Genomic DNA, 16,792 nt, shown 5'->3' with positions numbered 1-16,792 from the left:
TATGTTAAAATTATTGTTTAAAACTTAACCGATAAACCTGCGGTAAGCGTTCTTTGGTTACCTGCAGTGTTGCGATCTACACCCTGGCTTGCGTTAGCTGTGCCGTTTGATGACACTTCCGGATCCGGACCCGGGTATTTAGTGAACAATAGCAGGTTATAACCGCTTACATAAAAACGGATATTACTGATACCAACTTTAGTGGTTAAACTTTTTGGTAAGGTGTAACCCAGATTGGCTGATTTAAGTTTGATGAAGTTTGAGCTGTATACATGGATATCCAACGGCATAGTCGAACCGTTAGAAATGTTATCATTATATTTAACAGCAGGGATGTTAGTGATCTGTCCAGGAGCCGTCCAGCGGTTCAATACATCAACCGTGTTGTTCCAGAAACGTTGATCTAATAAACCTGAACCCGTACCGTAATATAAATTGCCACCGAATTGGAAGGTTAACAAGAAATTCAAGTCAAAATCTTTGTAACGGAATGTATTGGTTAAACCACCAAAACCCTTAACCTGAGATTGTTTATAATTAACCGCATCAGACGCTTGTGAAATTGCAGGGGCTACTGAACCGTCGGCATAAGTCCAACGGTTGGCTCCGTAAAAATCAAAGTAAACATCACGCCCTGCGCCGTTTACAAATATACGGCGGCCTGTTGCTGGGTCAACACCATGGGTACGCACTATATACAGATTAGATAAAGATTGACCAACCTCTGTAATGTTTGTGGTTTCCAAATCTGATGTGGTACCCAACAACCTGGTTAAACCTGGTGCCAAACCGGTAACTTTATTTGTGTTAAAGCTGATATTGAACGATGGCGTCCAGGTAAAGTCTGGTGTGCGTACTGCATCGGCGTTTAAAGTTACCTCTAAGCCTTTGTTATACATCGAGCCTACGTTTAATAACGGGTTTGAAGGCAAACCTGCTGAAGGTGCTTGTGGTACGTTAAATATCAAACCGGTAATATCATTTTTGTAATAAGCAACCTCGGCTGTGATCTTATCATTAAATAAGCCAAAGTTAACGCCCAGATCCAATTTCTTGCTGGTTTCCCAGGCTAACTGTGAGTTGCCTGTTTGTGATGGTGCTAAGGTTGGGTTGGTGTTGTATACCCCAGATGAGTAGAAGCTGATTGGAGCAAAGTTGCCTAACCCTGCGTTGTTACCAACTTTACCATAGCTACCCCTTAACTGGAAGCTGCTGAAAATCTTATCAGCTTTGATCGCACTCCAGAAACCTTCGCGTGCAACATCCCATTTTAAACCACCACCCGGGAAGTAGCCGTATTTTTTAGAAGGGCCAAACGCAGAGTAACCGTCTTTACGGATTGTAGCAGAAAGAAAGTACTTTTTATCAAAGTCATAACTTAATTGGCCAAAGAATGACACCAGGTAGTTTTCGGTTATTTGTAAGTTCGAAGCGGCATTAGTTGTAAAGCCTGCCTGCAAAACATTAAATGCAGGATCAGACAATACCGAGCGCGCTAAACCAAAACCTTCGGTTGTGTTGCGTACTTGCTCATTACCTACTAATAATGATACGTTGTTCTTAATACCAAACGTGTGTGCAAATTGAGCTGTGTTGGTCCAGGTGTAGTTTTTATATTTAGTATAAATACCCGTAGCACTACCTGTTGGATTACCATTACCTTGTATAGGGTTATTAAAAATATCACCATCAGAAAAGATATAATCAATACCGTATAAAGTCTTTAAAGTGATCCACGATAATGGCTTAACCTGGAAATAAACGTTTGACGCGATATGTTGAACTTCGTTGTTTGAACGGTTAAGATCCAAAATAGGCAAAATGTTAGGGTAGGTAACGCCAATGTTGGTATTGCCTTGTGTACCGATGGCGCTACCGTTTAAGTTATAGCTGCCATCGTTATTGTACGGCGAAATATTTGGCGGCAATACCAATACGATACGGCCCAAGCCTTCAGTACCATATGCACCACCTGAAACTGAACCCGTACTTGCCGATGCATAGTTACGCTCATTAGAGTAGTTGATCTTACCACCTAAAGTTACATATTTGCTTGCCCGGTGATCAACATTTGCAAGTAAGCTTCTTCTGCCATATTCGTTACCCTGCAAAATACCTTTTTGCTTGCTATAGTTAGCCGACATGTAATAACTGGTATTATCGTTGGCCCCGCTCATGCTGACTGTGTTGTTAGTAGTTACACCGGTACGGTATACATAATCATTCCAATTAGTATTGATTGGGCTACCGTTAGCATCATTGAACAGGCTGTAAAAACGGGTTGGTGCTGTTGACGTAGCAGCACCGGTATTATATAAACCGGCGTTCCTTAACGCTTCGTTCTTAATATCTGTGTATTGGAATGCATCCAGTACTTTAGGTAATCTGATTGCCTTGGCCGATCCGATCCAGCTGTCAAAACTCACCAGTGTTTTACCTTTTTTACCCTTTTTAGTAGTTACCACAATTACACCGTTTGCCGCACGGCTACCATAAATGGCAGTTGCAGCGGCATCTTTTAAAATCTCGACGCTCTCTATATCTTCAGAGTTGATGTTACCCAATGCGTTACCGGTTGAGTTAGTTGGGCTAACATCACCGCTAATTGAGCTAACACCATCAACAATGATCAATGGCTGTGAGCTTAGGTTGATCGAGTTTGTACCACGGATACGAAATACCGGAGGAGCGTTAACAACACCACTTGGTATAGTTACCTGCACACCTGCAGCACGGCCACCTAACGATTGTTGAAAATTTTGTACCGGTTGTTGGGATAGATCTTTACCTTTTACTGATGATAAACTACCTACGTTATCCCGTTTAGTAGTCGGGCCGCCGTAACCAGTAACTATAACCTCATTCAAGGCACTTGCGGAGCCGGCAAGCGACACATTTAACCGGCCGTCACCCGGGGTTACTGAATAGGTAGTAAAACCTAAAAAGCTAAATACAACTACCTGACCGGGGGACACCTTAATAGAAAAAGTTCCATCGGGCCCGGTTTGGGTACCCACCCTGGTACCCTGAACAACTACGGAAACTCCGGGAAGCGGCTTTCCGTCATCCTTTCCGGTAACTGTACCGGTAACCGTTCTGGTTTGTGCAAAGGCTTGAGTGCCTAATAATAGCAAAACCAATAAAAAATTGAGTAATTTTTTTTTCATGCGTTAAAAGTTAAAATTAATGGGGTCAAATTAGAACTATATTTTTACAATACAAAAACATTTATCAAAAAAAAGTGGTAAAAATTAACAAATCGTCAATAATAACAGCAAAAACGGTGATTATTTTTAATAATAAAGACCAAATTATAAATAATTTTTAATTTTTTGTTAATATAGCAATCTCATTAACGCCAATGAGCGAGTCAAAAAAAGATATTTGCGAAATAGCACTAAAATAAAAGCGTAAAAAATCGTTTTAGCCGATTTTATTTAAAAACGCAGCAACATAACATCGTTTAGTTAAAAAAAAAGAAAATTTTGTTGTAAAATTCGAGAGGGCTTTCGAATTGGGCGTAATATCATAATCATTTTAAGTAAAACCAAAAAAAACAGAATATTTTTTCAATAAAGGCACCTATATTTAACGTTTATTATCTGTAATGCAATTAAACATCATTATAAAACCCTTTTCCGAATTATCCACTAACCAGCTTTATAACATTCTACGTTTAAGAAGTGAGGTTTTTGTGGTCGAGCAGAATTGCGTTTACCTGGATATTGATAACAAAGACTTAAAATGCCACCATTTAATGATATTAGATGGCGATGGTGAGCTAATGGCTTATGCCCGACTGGTACCGCCGGGTTTGTCATTTGAAGAAATGTCTATTGGGCGCGTGGTATCAAATTCCAAAAACCGGGGCACAGGTTCTGGCCGCTTGCTGATGAATAGGGCAATTGAAGAATGCACTAGAGTGTTTGGTAATGGAGATATCAAAATAGGCGCACAGGCCTATCTCGTAAACTTCTACTCCTCTTTCGGATTTGTGCCGGTTGGTGATGGTTATGACGAGGACGGCATCCCGCATATCGACATGATCAGGCAGCCGCTAACTAAATCTTAAATTTAGGATATTAACTTTTTACAACCGTCACCACTTTCGCCGGGAGTAAAACAACTGCCGCATTCGACTTTTGGTTACACTTGCCTAAAAGAACGTAGATAATTATAAATATAACAATGGTTGAAAAACAACCGCCACCCAATTTTTTTGCGCCCCAAGCCGCAATAATCCCTCTGAAAAAATTATTCATTTTAGTGTATTTATATCGCTAACATAAAATGTAGCATATAGTTTTATCGGCATTAGTTACTATACCCTAATTTTTTACAGCTTTTAATTTTAGGTTTTTAATGGGGCTGGTCTTCAATACTTTTGGCCTTTTCCTGGTCGGTTTGCCAGGCATTACATAATCTGGGGCTTTTTGCAATGCCAGGGTCATAGCTGCCTCATCTGTTTTTAACAGCCCAGTAAGTTTCAAGGCACGTTCTGTTGCAAGGTCGCCTTTATCTTCTTCGCCCATGCGGTTATACAAATAGGCATAATTTTGGTGAACCAAAACTTCAAACTGCGGCAATTTATTTTTGGTGGATAAAAGCAAAGCCTCATCCAGGTCGCTCCGGGCAAGTTTATATTCTTCGTTGCTCATTTTAACGGTTGCCAGCTTGATAAGGGAGGAGATCACGGCGGGAATATCATTTCGGTCACGAGATATTTTATTCGATTGGAGCAAAAACCACTTAGCCTGGCTGTACTTAGCTTGCGACAGATAAACCTTTGACAAGTAGTCAAAACAAGTGCGCACGCCGAGGGTATCAGCATAAAAAGTATAATTATGCAAAGCGAGCATGGTATAGTTTAGGGCTTCGTTTTGGTAAAAGCGCTTTACCCCTGCGCTTTTTATAGTATCATATTGCAGGTATTCGGCGGCAATTTGTTTGTATAGCCCCGCCTTTAAAGAATCGTTGGTGGTAAGCTGTAGCAATGTTTTAAGGCTATCAAGGTTATGCGAATCGGCAAAAACCTTTGTTGTACATGAAAAAAAAACGGCAATTATTAAGAACCTCTTCATTAACAGGGTGTCACTATCTATGGATGATAATTATCAGGCTATAAATATAATAAAAAAACAACCCGACTTTTGCACGGCTTTAGCTTGCAAAGGTCATTTATAATGGGAGTAAGTGCAATTGAACCTGACAGATAAAGGTTAACCTTGCTGAGCAACTTAATGAAAGCAGAATGGGCGGAATTTAAAACAAAGCGAGCCAGCTTAACAAGCCAGCTCGCAATTAATATAAAACTATTGCTTTGCGATCCGATATAATTTACCATTATCGGTCCCGGCATAAATTGCGCCGTCTGTTCCGGTAGTTATACAACGCCACCGCTCATTTTTATCAGCAAGCAGGCGTTCTTCACCAACAACTTTGTTATTTTTAATGATCAGGCGAATAATGTGTTGTCCACTTAACCCGCCTACAAACAGGTTATTCTTCCATTCGGCAATATTGCCTGTATAGAACATCATACATCCCGGCGAAATAACTGGATCCCAATAGTAAACCGGCTGTACAGTACCCGGCTTTTGTTGTATGCCGTCATATACCTTTTCACCGCTATATTCAATACCATAGGTAACAAATGGCCAGCCGTAGTTACCGCCAGCCTTTACCAAATTGATCTCATCACCGCCACGAGGGCCAAATTCAGCTTCCCACAGGCCTCCGGTTACCGGGTTAACAGCAAGTCCGTCGGGGTTGCGAAAACCGAAGGCATAAATCTCTGGCTTGGCATCATCTTTACCAATGAACGGATTGTTGTAAACCGGTTTACCATCTTTAGTGATATGGATCATTTTACCGGTAGTAGCACTCAGGTCCTGCGCTTTTACCCTTATATCATTTGCCTGGCGGTCGCCGGAGCTTACAAAAATGTTCCCTTGTTTATCAAACACCAAACGCGAGCCGAATTGCCCTGCGCCTTTGTAACGCGGATAAGCCTCCCATATAACTTTAACGTTCTCCAGCTTTGTTTCATCTGCTGATAGCTTCCCTTTAGCTACTGCAAGGGTTGCACCTGCAGCACCCGGCTGGGCATAAGTCCAATAAATCATGCGGTTCTTTGTAAAATCTGGATCAATGTTGACGTCGAGCAAACCACCCTGGCTTAGAAACTGCACCTCAGGGAAACCCGTAATAGTTTTAACAACTTTGCCGGCAGTAGTTAATATTTGCATCGTACCAGGCTTCCCGCTTATTAGTAAACGGCCATCAGGCAAAGCATGTATACCCCAAGGGCCCTTCAGTTCTGAATTGATAACCGTAACGGTATATAGCGTTTTTGTTTTAACGCTACCAATGCGGGTTTGCCCGGCAAAAGCAGGTTTGTAAGTAGTATTTGCTTTATTTTTTTCTACCGGCTCACCGGTTTGTGCCCTGCCGGCGGTAGTTAATGATATTAGCGCGATGCCTAATATTAAAGGTTTATAAACTTTTGAAAACATAATAGTGATTTTGAGTGATTTATCAAGTAATGTACAGCGTTGTGGGTCATATGTTTAAATACAACACCTTTTTTACAATAGATGTATACCTTAGCAGCCGCAATATAGCCAGAATACTTTTGAAACTTAAATTTCTGCTACCAACCTTTATGCTACCTGGCTACCAGATCAACCTTTAAAACCGTTGTACGTCTATCAAAACGCGGGCCTCCCCAATCCGTTTCGTCGCCGTTGAGTACCCGTAGCGATTTAAATGTCCCGTTTTGGTAAATACCTTCTTCAACTTTTAAATATTGCCAGGCTTTGCCTGAATTTTCTTTTAACGGCTTAAAGGTGATATTGGCTAATGAGCCTAATAAAATAAAACTATCTGGCGCCAGCTTTATAATAATTACCCTGCCTGTAGAGATTACATTGGGCTTTACTATATTACGATCGATAGAACCGAAAGCTACTTTAGCCTGCCACATGCCCAGGTCAAGGGTTTGTTCGGAATGGTCATCATGCTCAACAAGGGCACTTACCTTACCCTCATAAACCCAGCCAGCCATCAGATCAGCCATTCCCGAGAGTGCCGCGTAATCCTGACTAAAAGGACGTAGCGACGCAGACAGTTCTTCGTCTGTCACATCTGCATTATTGGCGTCAATTCCAAATGGTGAAAAGCCGATGCCGCCGTGTGCAAGTACCGAATAAAGATACTTGGCTTTTTCCGGTTCCAGGCCAGCTTCAGGCACAAAAAGTGCATTATCCGGCCGGTCGTACAATTCAATGACCTTTAAGATCTTCTCGCTGCCTGATAAATAAATATCTGGTGCTAAAAGGTCGATCGCAGGGGCGGCAGCTTTCCACAACGCCAATACATTATCAGTAGGGCCGCCGCTTTCATAAGAGGGTGGTTTTGGATCAGTAAGCGGATCGCGCAGGGCGGCATTTACGTACATAGGCAACGGATAAATTGCTTTACCGGCCGCAGCAACTTTACCTATAAAAGTAGCTATTGACCATGCCTGGAAATACTCGTCGGCATTATCTGCAAAAACCTGTTGCCAAGTGCCTTTTGCTGTATTAGTATGTTTCAACTCTTTAAGAACCGCAGGGGTTAATAATGCTGCGGGCACTTGTTGTTCGAACACTTTTTGGGCAACCGGCGAATAGTCTCTTATCGTATCCCATGATCCAGGTTCATTTTCTACCTGCATCATTATAACTGTGTGTTGTGAGTCGGCAGCTTTAAGGTGTCCCATCACTGCTTTAAAGGCAGCAATATCGGCATCGAGCGTTGCATTTACATTGGGCGACGGTGAATCAATCAGCTTCCCTTTTAACCCGGTGGTGTTAGGATATTTGGATGCATTTTTTTTCATCCAGGCGGGCATATAATGATTGCTACCGTTTTTCCAGGTTGCAAACCATAGTAAAACCAGCTTTTTATTGTGTTGCCTTGCTTGCGCTAACAGCGTATCGATAACAGCAAAATTGAACCTATTTTGTTCAGGTTCTATATTTTCCCAGTAAATGGGCACCTCCAATGTGTTGGCGTGCAACTTATCTATCGCTTTCCAAACCTGCGGCAGCATACCCGGCCAGGCACTTGAATTGTGCGCCTGCCCGCCCAGTATTAAAAAAGGCTTCCCATCAACCAGTAACGCGTGCCGCCCGTTGGTTGTTACAAGCCTGGGCATTTTAACATCAGGAGTTTGCGCTGTTGATGCAATACCAAACGCCAAAAAAATCAGTAACAAAAAATATTTAAACTGCCGTTTCATCATCATTATAGATATCTGTTAATCAAATTCTCAAGGTATAACTAATTGCCGCTGGTAGTGACCGGTTCGCGGTTGGCAGCGGCGTAGTTGAGTAGGTTTTCGTCGTACCAGCGAAATGCCAATGGATTTTCTGATCCCTGGCCCTCGTATTGAACTTGTCCTATGTTCTTGATAAATTCTTTCTCGCCTATGATTACGCTCATAATGGTAGTTTGTAAATTTATATCTTAGTTTAACTTAAAGATTTCGCACCCAAATATTGCGGTAACTTATTGGTTTACTATCATCGCCATGAGCTTGTAGTTTTATAGGCTCAGGACCATGTTTACGGTATTGCGGCTGTCCGATGTAAGGCGTGTCGCCCGATAAAACGGTATTATTTTGCACCAAAATACCGTTGTGTAATACTGTTACACGCGCGGGTGATTTTAAAGTACCGGCGTCGTTAAAACGTGGAGCGGTCCATACTACATCGTAGGCGTTCCACTCACCGGGCTTACGGCATGCATTTACTAATGGCGGCGATTGCTTATATATGCTACCCGCCTGCCCGTTCACATAGGTTTTGTTGTTGTAGTTATCCAGCACCTGCAATTCGTAACCGCCTGCACCCCAAGGTAGCGCGGCTAAAAATATACCACTATTGCCACGCGCCTGCCCGCTGCCTGTAATATCCGCAGGGATCCGATACTCGATATGCAGTTGAAAATCTGTAAATTTTCGCTTGGTTTGCAGGTCACCGGCCTTTTTATCTACTGTTATGATACCGCCCGCAACATTCCATTTGCGGGTTAAAGTGCTGTCATTCGTCAGCACCCACTCATCAAGAGTATTACCGTCAAATAGTATTAAAGCATCTGAGGGGGCAGCTCCGGTTTTTTCGGCAGCTGTAACCACTCTCGGAATGGGAGCCCAAACTTCGGTTGCTTCGGGTTTACCGGTTTGTGCAGTCGCCGATAAAGATGCCGCTGTAAACAAAATTATTATGATCAATTTATTCTTCATTTTGTATGTTTTTATTTAAGCGACCTTATCCATGTGGCTATCTTACGGGCATCCGCTGCAGCAACCTGCGGCATAGGCGGCATCGGGGTCGAGTAATCGGGCCAGTGTTCGGGCTTAGGGTTTTTGATCAACGCTATAATCTGTTCTACACTATACCTGCGTTTAGCGATATCTTTAAAAGCAGGGCCAACCTGTTTATTATCTGGATTGTGGCATGCAGAACATGTGTTTTTTACCAGCAACGGTTTAATTTCATCATATGACGGCACTTTATTTGCCGCCACTATTGCTCCCTTCATTACCGGAGCTGACTTTGCAGATTTTACGGCAGCCTTTGAATTCTTGACACTTACTTCCGTTAAACTTAGTTTTTTTCCTTCAGGGATATTATTTAACGTATAGTAAGCTGTTGGATGAACCAGGTTAAAGTATTTCTCTTTATCGCGTACACCATCAAGGGTAATGGTATGTATAAAGCGGCTGCGCAGGTTGCTCACCACAATTCGCGCACGCAAGCCATCGTCAGATACTTTAACGCCGGTCACCGCACATTTTTGGTTACCTACCGGCGGGCTACCGTATACGCCGTGGTATTTGTAAGTAAAGCTTTCTACAGAATATGAGGCGATATCTTCAGCAACCTTCCTTTCAACCGGCTTGGTAAATTCAATTTCAAAACCATCGGGCATTGCGCGGATGGCACGCATTTCAAAAGGGATATGGTTGTTCCATATTAATCGCTGCAAACCCATGGTGGCCTCACCTGCCGAACCCCAGCCCCTGTTAGTTTCGCCCGCGGCTAATGACCCATCCGGCAACCAGGCCAAGCGCACTATTCCGGACTGAAATCCGCTTCGGAAAGCCCAGGCTGCACCTTGGTATTCGCCATTCACTTTTTCCATAAAGATACGGTCGATCATACTCTGGCCCTGATCACAAACCAACAACTGCCCCGCAAAAGGCCCGAATGTCCCTTCCGGAATTTTAACGATCTCAGAATTAGATATCCCGAGGATGCCGTGTGGCAACCAAACCGCAGGTAGTTGTAATGCCGGTATATCTCGTTTGGCATCAACTTCTGTACGGTATTTTTCGTTAACGATGTTTTGCGGTTTAAATGGCTGGCCACTTTTATCAAACTCTATCCTCGGGTTGTTCTTCGCAAAGAATTCTTCCGGGGTTAGCTTTAAAGGAGAATTTGGCAAACTAGTCCATACCAAACTGGCCGGGTGGCCCATAAAGGCTCCTTTTTTAACGGGCATAATACTGCCCGAGCCTACCCAGTCGCCTTGATTATCACTATACCACAGTTCACCATCTATCATGCTAATACCACATGGCGAACGGAAACCTGCCGCCCAAGGGGTAACCACACCACTTTCGGTAATATTAAGCGCCCAACCACGGTAAGGAACAAAGCTTTTTGGGTGCCACCAGTCTGGCGGGAAACCCAGGTTAAGGGTTACAAAAAAAGACCCGTCCGGCGCGATCTTAGGCCCGAAACTGTACTCATGGTAATTACCGGATAAAGGCCAGGCATAAACCGTTTCAAACACATCGGCTTTACCGTCCATATTTGTATCTACCAGTTTAGTCAGCTCGCCACGCTGCACCACATATAAAGCCCCGTCTTTGTAAGCTGCACCTAAAACCTCGTGCAAACCCGACGCAAACTTGCGGAAAAATGGCCGCTGGCTGGTAGGATTCTCAACTATAAAGATATCACCCCTGCGGGTGGTGACAGCCAAACTGCCATTTGGCAAAGTGCAAAGGCCGCCTACTTCTAATATGGTGCCCTCCGGAGCGGGCACTTTCATGATCTTAAAAAAATCATCCTCTTTAGGTGATTCAGCTTGTGCCAGTGCACGCTGACTGATGCAAAAAAATGGTATAACAACAGTGGCAAAAAATAAAACCTTGTTCATCATTCGCTTTAATAAATTCCTCATGGCTATTTTTAAAAAATGATTGAATAAGTTACCTTTTTCAGTACCGGTATAATTAGCTCTTGCATTCCACCGACAATACGGGTTACAGGCTTCTCATTGCCCTCATCCACCCGGATGTAGTATCGGTCATCTATGGAGTATAAGCCCGGCTTAAGCATCTCTATTTTTGAACCTGATGCAAGGCGCATATATAAGTTGGCTATCGGCACAGATACGCTTACTTCACGATGAAGGCCCTGACCCGCTGGCATTACTATACTTGCATCACTAACGGTTGCTCCGTAAATAATATATTTAAAAGTGGGCCGGCTATCAGCATCCAACGTATAACCCTTGGGCTTGTAGCCAGTACTATTAGTATCTGCGGGCCATGCAGCATTCGCATCTGCAAGCTTTGTTATGCCCGGTGATGGTTTACCCAGGTACTGAACAGACCCTGCAGGCTTTGATGAACCGTCGCCACGCTCGTGCCACATTGGGGTGGCGTCCAAAAATCCGCCCCGCCATATCTGCACGATCATGCCTTTGTCCATATCATACGTGTAATGTAACTGCTCAACACTACCCACACCTACCCCGTGGGTAACCCTGATGCCGCCGGGCACATCCGTAAAACTGCGCAAAATGGTATTCTCTGTCGCGTTGATCAATATTGGGTCAACAGCATCATTAGAACTTACATTGGCATCGCTCAGCAGGTACTCACGCACACCCGGCCCCGATACCGTAAGACCCAAAGCGGCCTTTGCCCAATCAACATTCTTTATATAAACGATCTCAAATGGCAGATCACCGGCGGGTAAGGCCATTGTTCCTGTACCTCTAAAACCATTAGCGGTAACAACGGTTGCACTATTAATTTTCAAACCACCTTTGCCCCCTGGCACGCTTAGTTTAAACGTATATTCGCCTGCCTCGTTAACGTGCAAGATTCCTGTGTACTTTAATAAAAACTCGTTGGCCAGTTTAACTTCGTTAGATGTAAGCATTGGAGTAACACCCTGCGCTTCAGCCTTAATAGTTTTATAATTAGGCTCTACCGTAAAATCACCTTTGTAAACAGCGTATTTAAGATTAGCTACCGTAGGGTGCGGTTTATTAAAATTGGTATAACTGATGTTTTTAAACGCTATGGCACCATGATCGCCCTGTAAACGCAGCGGGCCCAAGGCGCTTTCTTTGTTATCAAACGCACCCCGGGTAGGGCCGGATAGCTCTACATTTTCCTGTATCATTACGCCATTTAGCCATAAGTAAAGCATTTTTGCATTAGCTATCTTCACGCCATTTCCATCAAACTTTGGTGCCTGGAATGAAATACGGACGTGCTGCCATAAGCCAGGCGCCCTGCTGGCATTTTGCCGTGGCGCATGGCCTTCGTAGCCCTTCATCCCTTCGGCCTTCGCATCGTCCCAACGCTCATAAATACCGCCGTTATCGCCTGCTTTAGGGTTAATGGCACCCCAACTATCCAGTAACTGGATTTCATAACGGCCTTGTAAATAAATACCGGAATTGGAACCACGGGCCATAGCGTAATCCATCTCCAGGTCGATATCTCCGTGCTGCAAGTTAAAATAAAGATCCCTGCCAATGTTTTTTTCATCAAAACGATTCACTAAAATACCACTGCCTTTGATTACCTGCATTTGGTTATCCTTATCCAGATCGGCGTGAACGCCACCCGCTATTTCCCAGTTTTTGGGAGGGGCGGCAAATGCGCTCAGATCATTTAGCGCGACCGGATTATTAAGCGATTGCGCATAGCTACTACCTGCGCCGGCAAAAGCTAAAAGCCAAAAAGCAAGATAAATCGCTTTATAATTTTTGTAGATCATTTTTTTAAGATTTTTAACTATAATTTAAGATTTTTAAGTGCTTACTTTTTAATGTTGGTAAGTCCCCGCTTATTGCCTTTATTGTCTACCACGATGATGTTTTCCATTTTATCTGTGATGTTGATAAACCTGGCCGACTGGGACAAAAATGATGCACCAAAGTAAAATTCCTGTTTCTCTGTTTGCCCGTTTTTGTATTTCACCAAAGCATAGGCATCATTAGGTTGCACGGGTATGGTATTAGCTTTTGCTTTCCACTTAAATAGCTTCATAAAGTCCTTATTCTGGCTGGCGGCCAACAGCACCTGCCCCTTACTATCACGTAACTTTACTAAAGCCTTGCCATCGCCCGGTATATAGATGCCGCTTTGTAAAATACTTAAAGGTTTAAAGCCCCCCTTTCCATCGCCTTTTAACATTAGGCCATTCAGGGCATCGTAGCGGCCGATGGACGCTTCGGTACCGAAATCGTTCCCGTTCATTATTAAATCCAGGTTGCCGTCGCCGTCAAAATCTCCGGTTTCCATCCCGTTAATGGCTGATACCTGGGCTGCAATTGGCATAGGGATAAGCGTGAACTTGCCGTTACCATCGTTACGCACGTAGCAGGATTTTAGCATATTTGCTTTTAATCTTAAAGCTCCCTTGCGCTGCTCGGGTGTAAGAATATCATTCATGGTAGCTGTAGCAAAAGAAGTGTAGTTGGTGTACTTTTTCTTCATGCTGATCATCTGCTTTACCATATCGTCGCGGCCCTGTACGGGATATTCCTTCCTATTACCGGCCTTATCAAGCAGGAATATTGATGGTACTGCACTGTAGGCGCCGCTGTTATCAAAATCCTTAGCGGTAATATAAACAGGATATTCGTCGGTAGCCTGCATCAGGCTGTTTTGCCCAACATTCCCCACAATGTAATCTATACGGCCGGTGTGCCTGAAATCGCCTGCGATTATCGAATTCCACCAACCAAACTTGCCGGCAATACCCGTGGTGGCAGTAACATTTTTAAACTTACCCTGTTCGTTTTTCAGGAAAGTTACCGGCATCCATTCGCCGGCCAAGACCAGGTCGGGCCAGCCATCGTTATCAAAATCGGTAAAAAGTGCATCGCAAACTAACCCGATATTTTTTAAAGCTGGGGCAACATCTGCCGTTACATCTGTAAATTTGGCAACACCGTTTTGGCTATCGTTACGTAAAATGATGCTGGATACCGGCTTGGGGTATTGCCACGGCTTTACCCTGCCCGAAATGAACAGATCCAGCTTGCCATCCTTATTATAATCAAACCCGCGTACGCAAAGCTTACTTGTAAAATTGGCAGGAACGGCATCCGCTGCGAGCTTAAAATTACCTTTACCGTCGTTAAGATACAGCCTGTCCTGGTATTCCTTATCGCCGGGTTTGGCTTCGTAACCGCCGCTGGCTACATACAGATCCAGCGTACCATCAGCATTGGCATCAAACAATAGCAAGCCAGCATCTTTAAACAGAATCGGCGGGAAAGTGGTGCCGGGCAGCAAGTTGCGCTGCGTGAATTTGCCATTCGCCTGCTGAAAAAATAGCTGTGCCTGGTTATAAGAATCGCCGCCAACTACCATATCATCCAAGCCGTCGTTATTAATATCGCCCACAGCCAGCGCGGGGCTGTAATCAGACAGCTTGTGCGGCAAAAGTTTTTGCACGTTAAAATCAAGAAAGGTTGCCGATTTGTGTGCAAAGTGAACGCCTACCGCATCTGTCACCTCTTTAAATAACGAACCGGTGGCCAAAATTGGCTGAACCGTAGCAGGCTTACTTACCGCATTGGCTATGTCCACCCTAATTTTTTGATCAGCCTTTACATTGGTAAGCCGTTGCTCTTTGCCGTTTGGCCATTTGATCAGGATAGAATCGACCCTGGTTATTTTACCCAAACCAAAGTGGGCAATGTTTTGTACCGATGACAGGTAACCGCGATAAGGGGTGTTTTCGTAAACCTGTTGCCGGCTTTTATCATAGTAAATATTTACCAGCGCGCCCAGCCCGTTTACATTTTGCTCATCACCTTTAAAGCTTATTCGCAGGTAATGGGTGGTATTAAAATTCTTTTGATCGTCCCTTGCGGTATTGCGATAAACAAGTGCTTCATCATTCACATTGTTGATCACCATATCAAGTGCGCCGTCATTATCCAGATCGGCATAAACTGCACCGTTAGAAAATGTTGGGATATCCAAACCCCAGTCTTTGCTTACATCTTTAAAGGTAATATCCCCGTTATTTTGGAACGCGTAATTTGGGATCTTGATCTCCGGGATCTGTTTCAACACTGTTTCTTTTGATGCCACTGCATAAGCCTGCTGCCGGTAGGTCATAAAGTCGCGGTCAGATACATCTTTGGGGAAGCCATTGGTGATCACCATATCGCGGTAACCGTCGTTATTAAAATCGGCAACTACGGGTGTCCAGCTCCAGTCGGTTTGGGCAATTCCGCTTAAAAAGCCCACCTCGCTAAACACCGGGTTTCCAATGGTATCCTGCTGGCCTAACTTAGGCCCTTGGTTTATTTGTAATGTGTTGCGTACGTATTGATATTGGTAGCCAAACTGGTCGAAATTCTGGAAGGTTTGGTACATGCTTGGCGAAAGCATCATTTTTTTGCGGTAATTATCGGCGGGATTCATATCCAGTTCAATAACATCGGCAAGGCCATCGTTATTAATGTCTACCACATCCTGCCCCATCGCGTTTAGCGAAGTATGCTTGAAATACTCTCTCGATCTATCGGTAAACGTACCGTTACGATTATTAATGTAGAGGATATTATTGGAGATAAAATCGTTTGAGATGTAGATGTCTTTCCAGCCATCGCCATTAAAATCTACCGTAGAAGCCGCGTGACCAAAGCCGGGTATGGTAACTCCGGCAGCTACGGTAACATCGGTAAACACCGGATGGCCTGATACAGCGTCCCAATCGTTACGGAATAACTGACCCGTAACGATATGCGGGCCGCGGCTTGCAGTCGGCCCAAATACATTTGGGTTGTAGCTGGCATTGGCGTTGTTAACGGTGAGGTACATATCCAGGTCGCCGTCGTTATCATAATCAAAAAAGCTGGCCATGGTTGACTGCGTTCCGGCTTCCAAATGGTAAGCACGGGCCATGTCTTTAAAATACGGTAGGTTATTTTTATCTACCCCCTGATTGATGTACAGGAAATTTTGCCGCTTTGTACTGTCAGGGTTAATGGTATTACAAACATAAATATCCATCAGTCCATCGTTATTGATATCTACAACGCTGACGCCACGGCTCCAGCGGCCCTGGCCGCCAACACCTGCTGTTTCGGTAATATTGTCAAACTTAAAATCACCTTTATTGAGGTACAATTGACTGGCAACCATATTGCCGGTAAAGTAAATATCTTGCAAACCGTCATTATTAAAATCGCCGATGCCTACGCCGCCGCCGTTGTAAACGTTTACGACATCCAGCGGGTTAATAGAATCATTTTCGGTAATGAGATTGTTAAAATCGATACCGGAATGTGACGAAGATATTTTTTGGAACTGCGTTTTATTTTTACAGGATCCCAATCCGGCTAAACAAAAAATGATAATACAATTGTAGAATATCTTCATGTAATCAAGATAGCATTATTGATGCATATTGTATTTACAATTTGCATTTTAGGGATTATTAGAAAATTGTTTAAACCCAAAAAGGCC

The 16,792-nt window shown here is 43.7% G+C and carries 11 protein-coding genes; 1 reads left to right on the top strand and 10 read right to left on the bottom strand.

Annotation, left to right across the window (positions count from 1 at the left end; translation table 11 throughout):
• Positions 1 to 17: 17 nt before the first annotated feature.
• A complete protein-coding gene (locus tag IDJ76_RS09265) occupies positions 18 to 3,167 on the bottom strand; it encodes a SusC/RagA family TonB-linked outer membrane protein (RefSeq protein WP_191163017.1) in 3,150 nt (1,049 codons plus the stop codon).
• Positions 3,168 to 3,607: 440 nt separating this feature from the next.
• On the opposite strand from IDJ76_RS09265, the gene IDJ76_RS09260 reads away from it, so the two are divergent.
• Positions 3,608 to 4,072, top strand: a complete 465-nt coding sequence (locus tag IDJ76_RS09260) for a GNAT family N-acetyltransferase (protein ID WP_191163016.1) — start codon at positions 3,608 to 3,610, stop codon at positions 4,070 to 4,072.
• Between the two features lie 10 nt (positions 4,073 to 4,082).
• On the opposite strand, the gene IDJ76_RS09255 is transcribed toward IDJ76_RS09260, so the two are convergent.
• The 9 genes from IDJ76_RS09255 to IDJ76_RS09215 all read right to left on the bottom strand — a co-directional run bounded on the left by IDJ76_RS09255 (position 4,083) and on the right by IDJ76_RS09215 (position 16,705).
• Positions 4,083 to 4,262, bottom strand: coding sequence for a hypothetical protein (locus IDJ76_RS09255; protein ID WP_191163015.1), 180 nt, complete (start codon positions 4,260 to 4,262; stop codon positions 4,083 to 4,085).
• A 66-nt stretch (positions 4,263 to 4,328) separates the two neighbouring features.
• A complete protein-coding gene (locus tag IDJ76_RS09250; protein ID WP_191163014.1) occupies positions 4,329 to 5,081 on the bottom strand; it encodes a hypothetical protein in 753 nt (250 codons plus the stop codon).
• A 231-nt stretch (positions 5,082 to 5,312) separates the two neighbouring features.
• Positions 5,313 to 6,515: a PQQ-dependent sugar dehydrogenase gene (locus IDJ76_RS09245; RefSeq protein ID WP_191163013.1), complete on the bottom strand. Its 1,203-nt coding sequence runs from the start codon at positions 6,513 to 6,515 to the stop codon at positions 5,313 to 5,315.
• A gap of 152 nt (positions 6,516 to 6,667) precedes the next feature.
• Entirely contained in the window at positions 6,668 to 8,290 is a 1,623-nt protein-coding gene (locus IDJ76_RS09240) for a DUF5597 domain-containing protein (RefSeq protein WP_191163012.1), read from the bottom strand.
• Between the two features lie 35 nt (positions 8,291 to 8,325).
• Entirely contained in the window at positions 8,326 to 8,487 is a 162-nt protein-coding gene (locus IDJ76_RS09235; RefSeq protein ID WP_191163176.1) for a hypothetical protein, read from the bottom strand.
• A 34-nt stretch (positions 8,488 to 8,521) separates the two neighbouring features.
• Complete coding sequence (locus IDJ76_RS09230) at positions 8,522 to 9,289, bottom strand: 3-keto-disaccharide hydrolase (RefSeq protein WP_191163011.1); 768 nt, start codon at positions 9,287 to 9,289, stop codon at positions 8,522 to 8,524.
• Between the two features lie 11 nt (positions 9,290 to 9,300).
• Positions 9,301 to 11,238, bottom strand: coding sequence for a c-type cytochrome (locus IDJ76_RS09225; RefSeq protein WP_191163010.1), 1,938 nt, complete (start codon positions 11,236 to 11,238; stop codon positions 9,301 to 9,303).
• Positions 11,239 to 11,246: 8 nt separating this feature from the next.
• On the bottom strand, positions 11,247 to 13,076 hold the full coding sequence (locus IDJ76_RS09220; protein ID WP_191163009.1) for a family 16 glycoside hydrolase: 1,830 nt from the start codon (positions 13,074 to 13,076) through the stop codon (positions 11,247 to 11,249).
• 41 nt (positions 13,077 to 13,117) lie between these two features.
• On the bottom strand, positions 13,118 to 16,705 hold the full coding sequence (locus IDJ76_RS09215; protein WP_191163008.1) for a VCBS repeat-containing protein: 3,588 nt from the start codon (positions 16,703 to 16,705) through the stop codon (positions 13,118 to 13,120).
• Positions 16,706 to 16,792: the final 87 nt, after the last annotated feature.

Source organism: Mucilaginibacter glaciei (genome assembly GCF_014773245.1).
Classification (GTDB): domain Bacteria; phylum Bacteroidota; class Bacteroidia; order Sphingobacteriales; family Sphingobacteriaceae; genus Mucilaginibacter; species Mucilaginibacter glaciei.
Note: the sequence above shows the minus strand (reverse complement) of the source record. Positions and strands in the feature narration are given on the sequence as shown.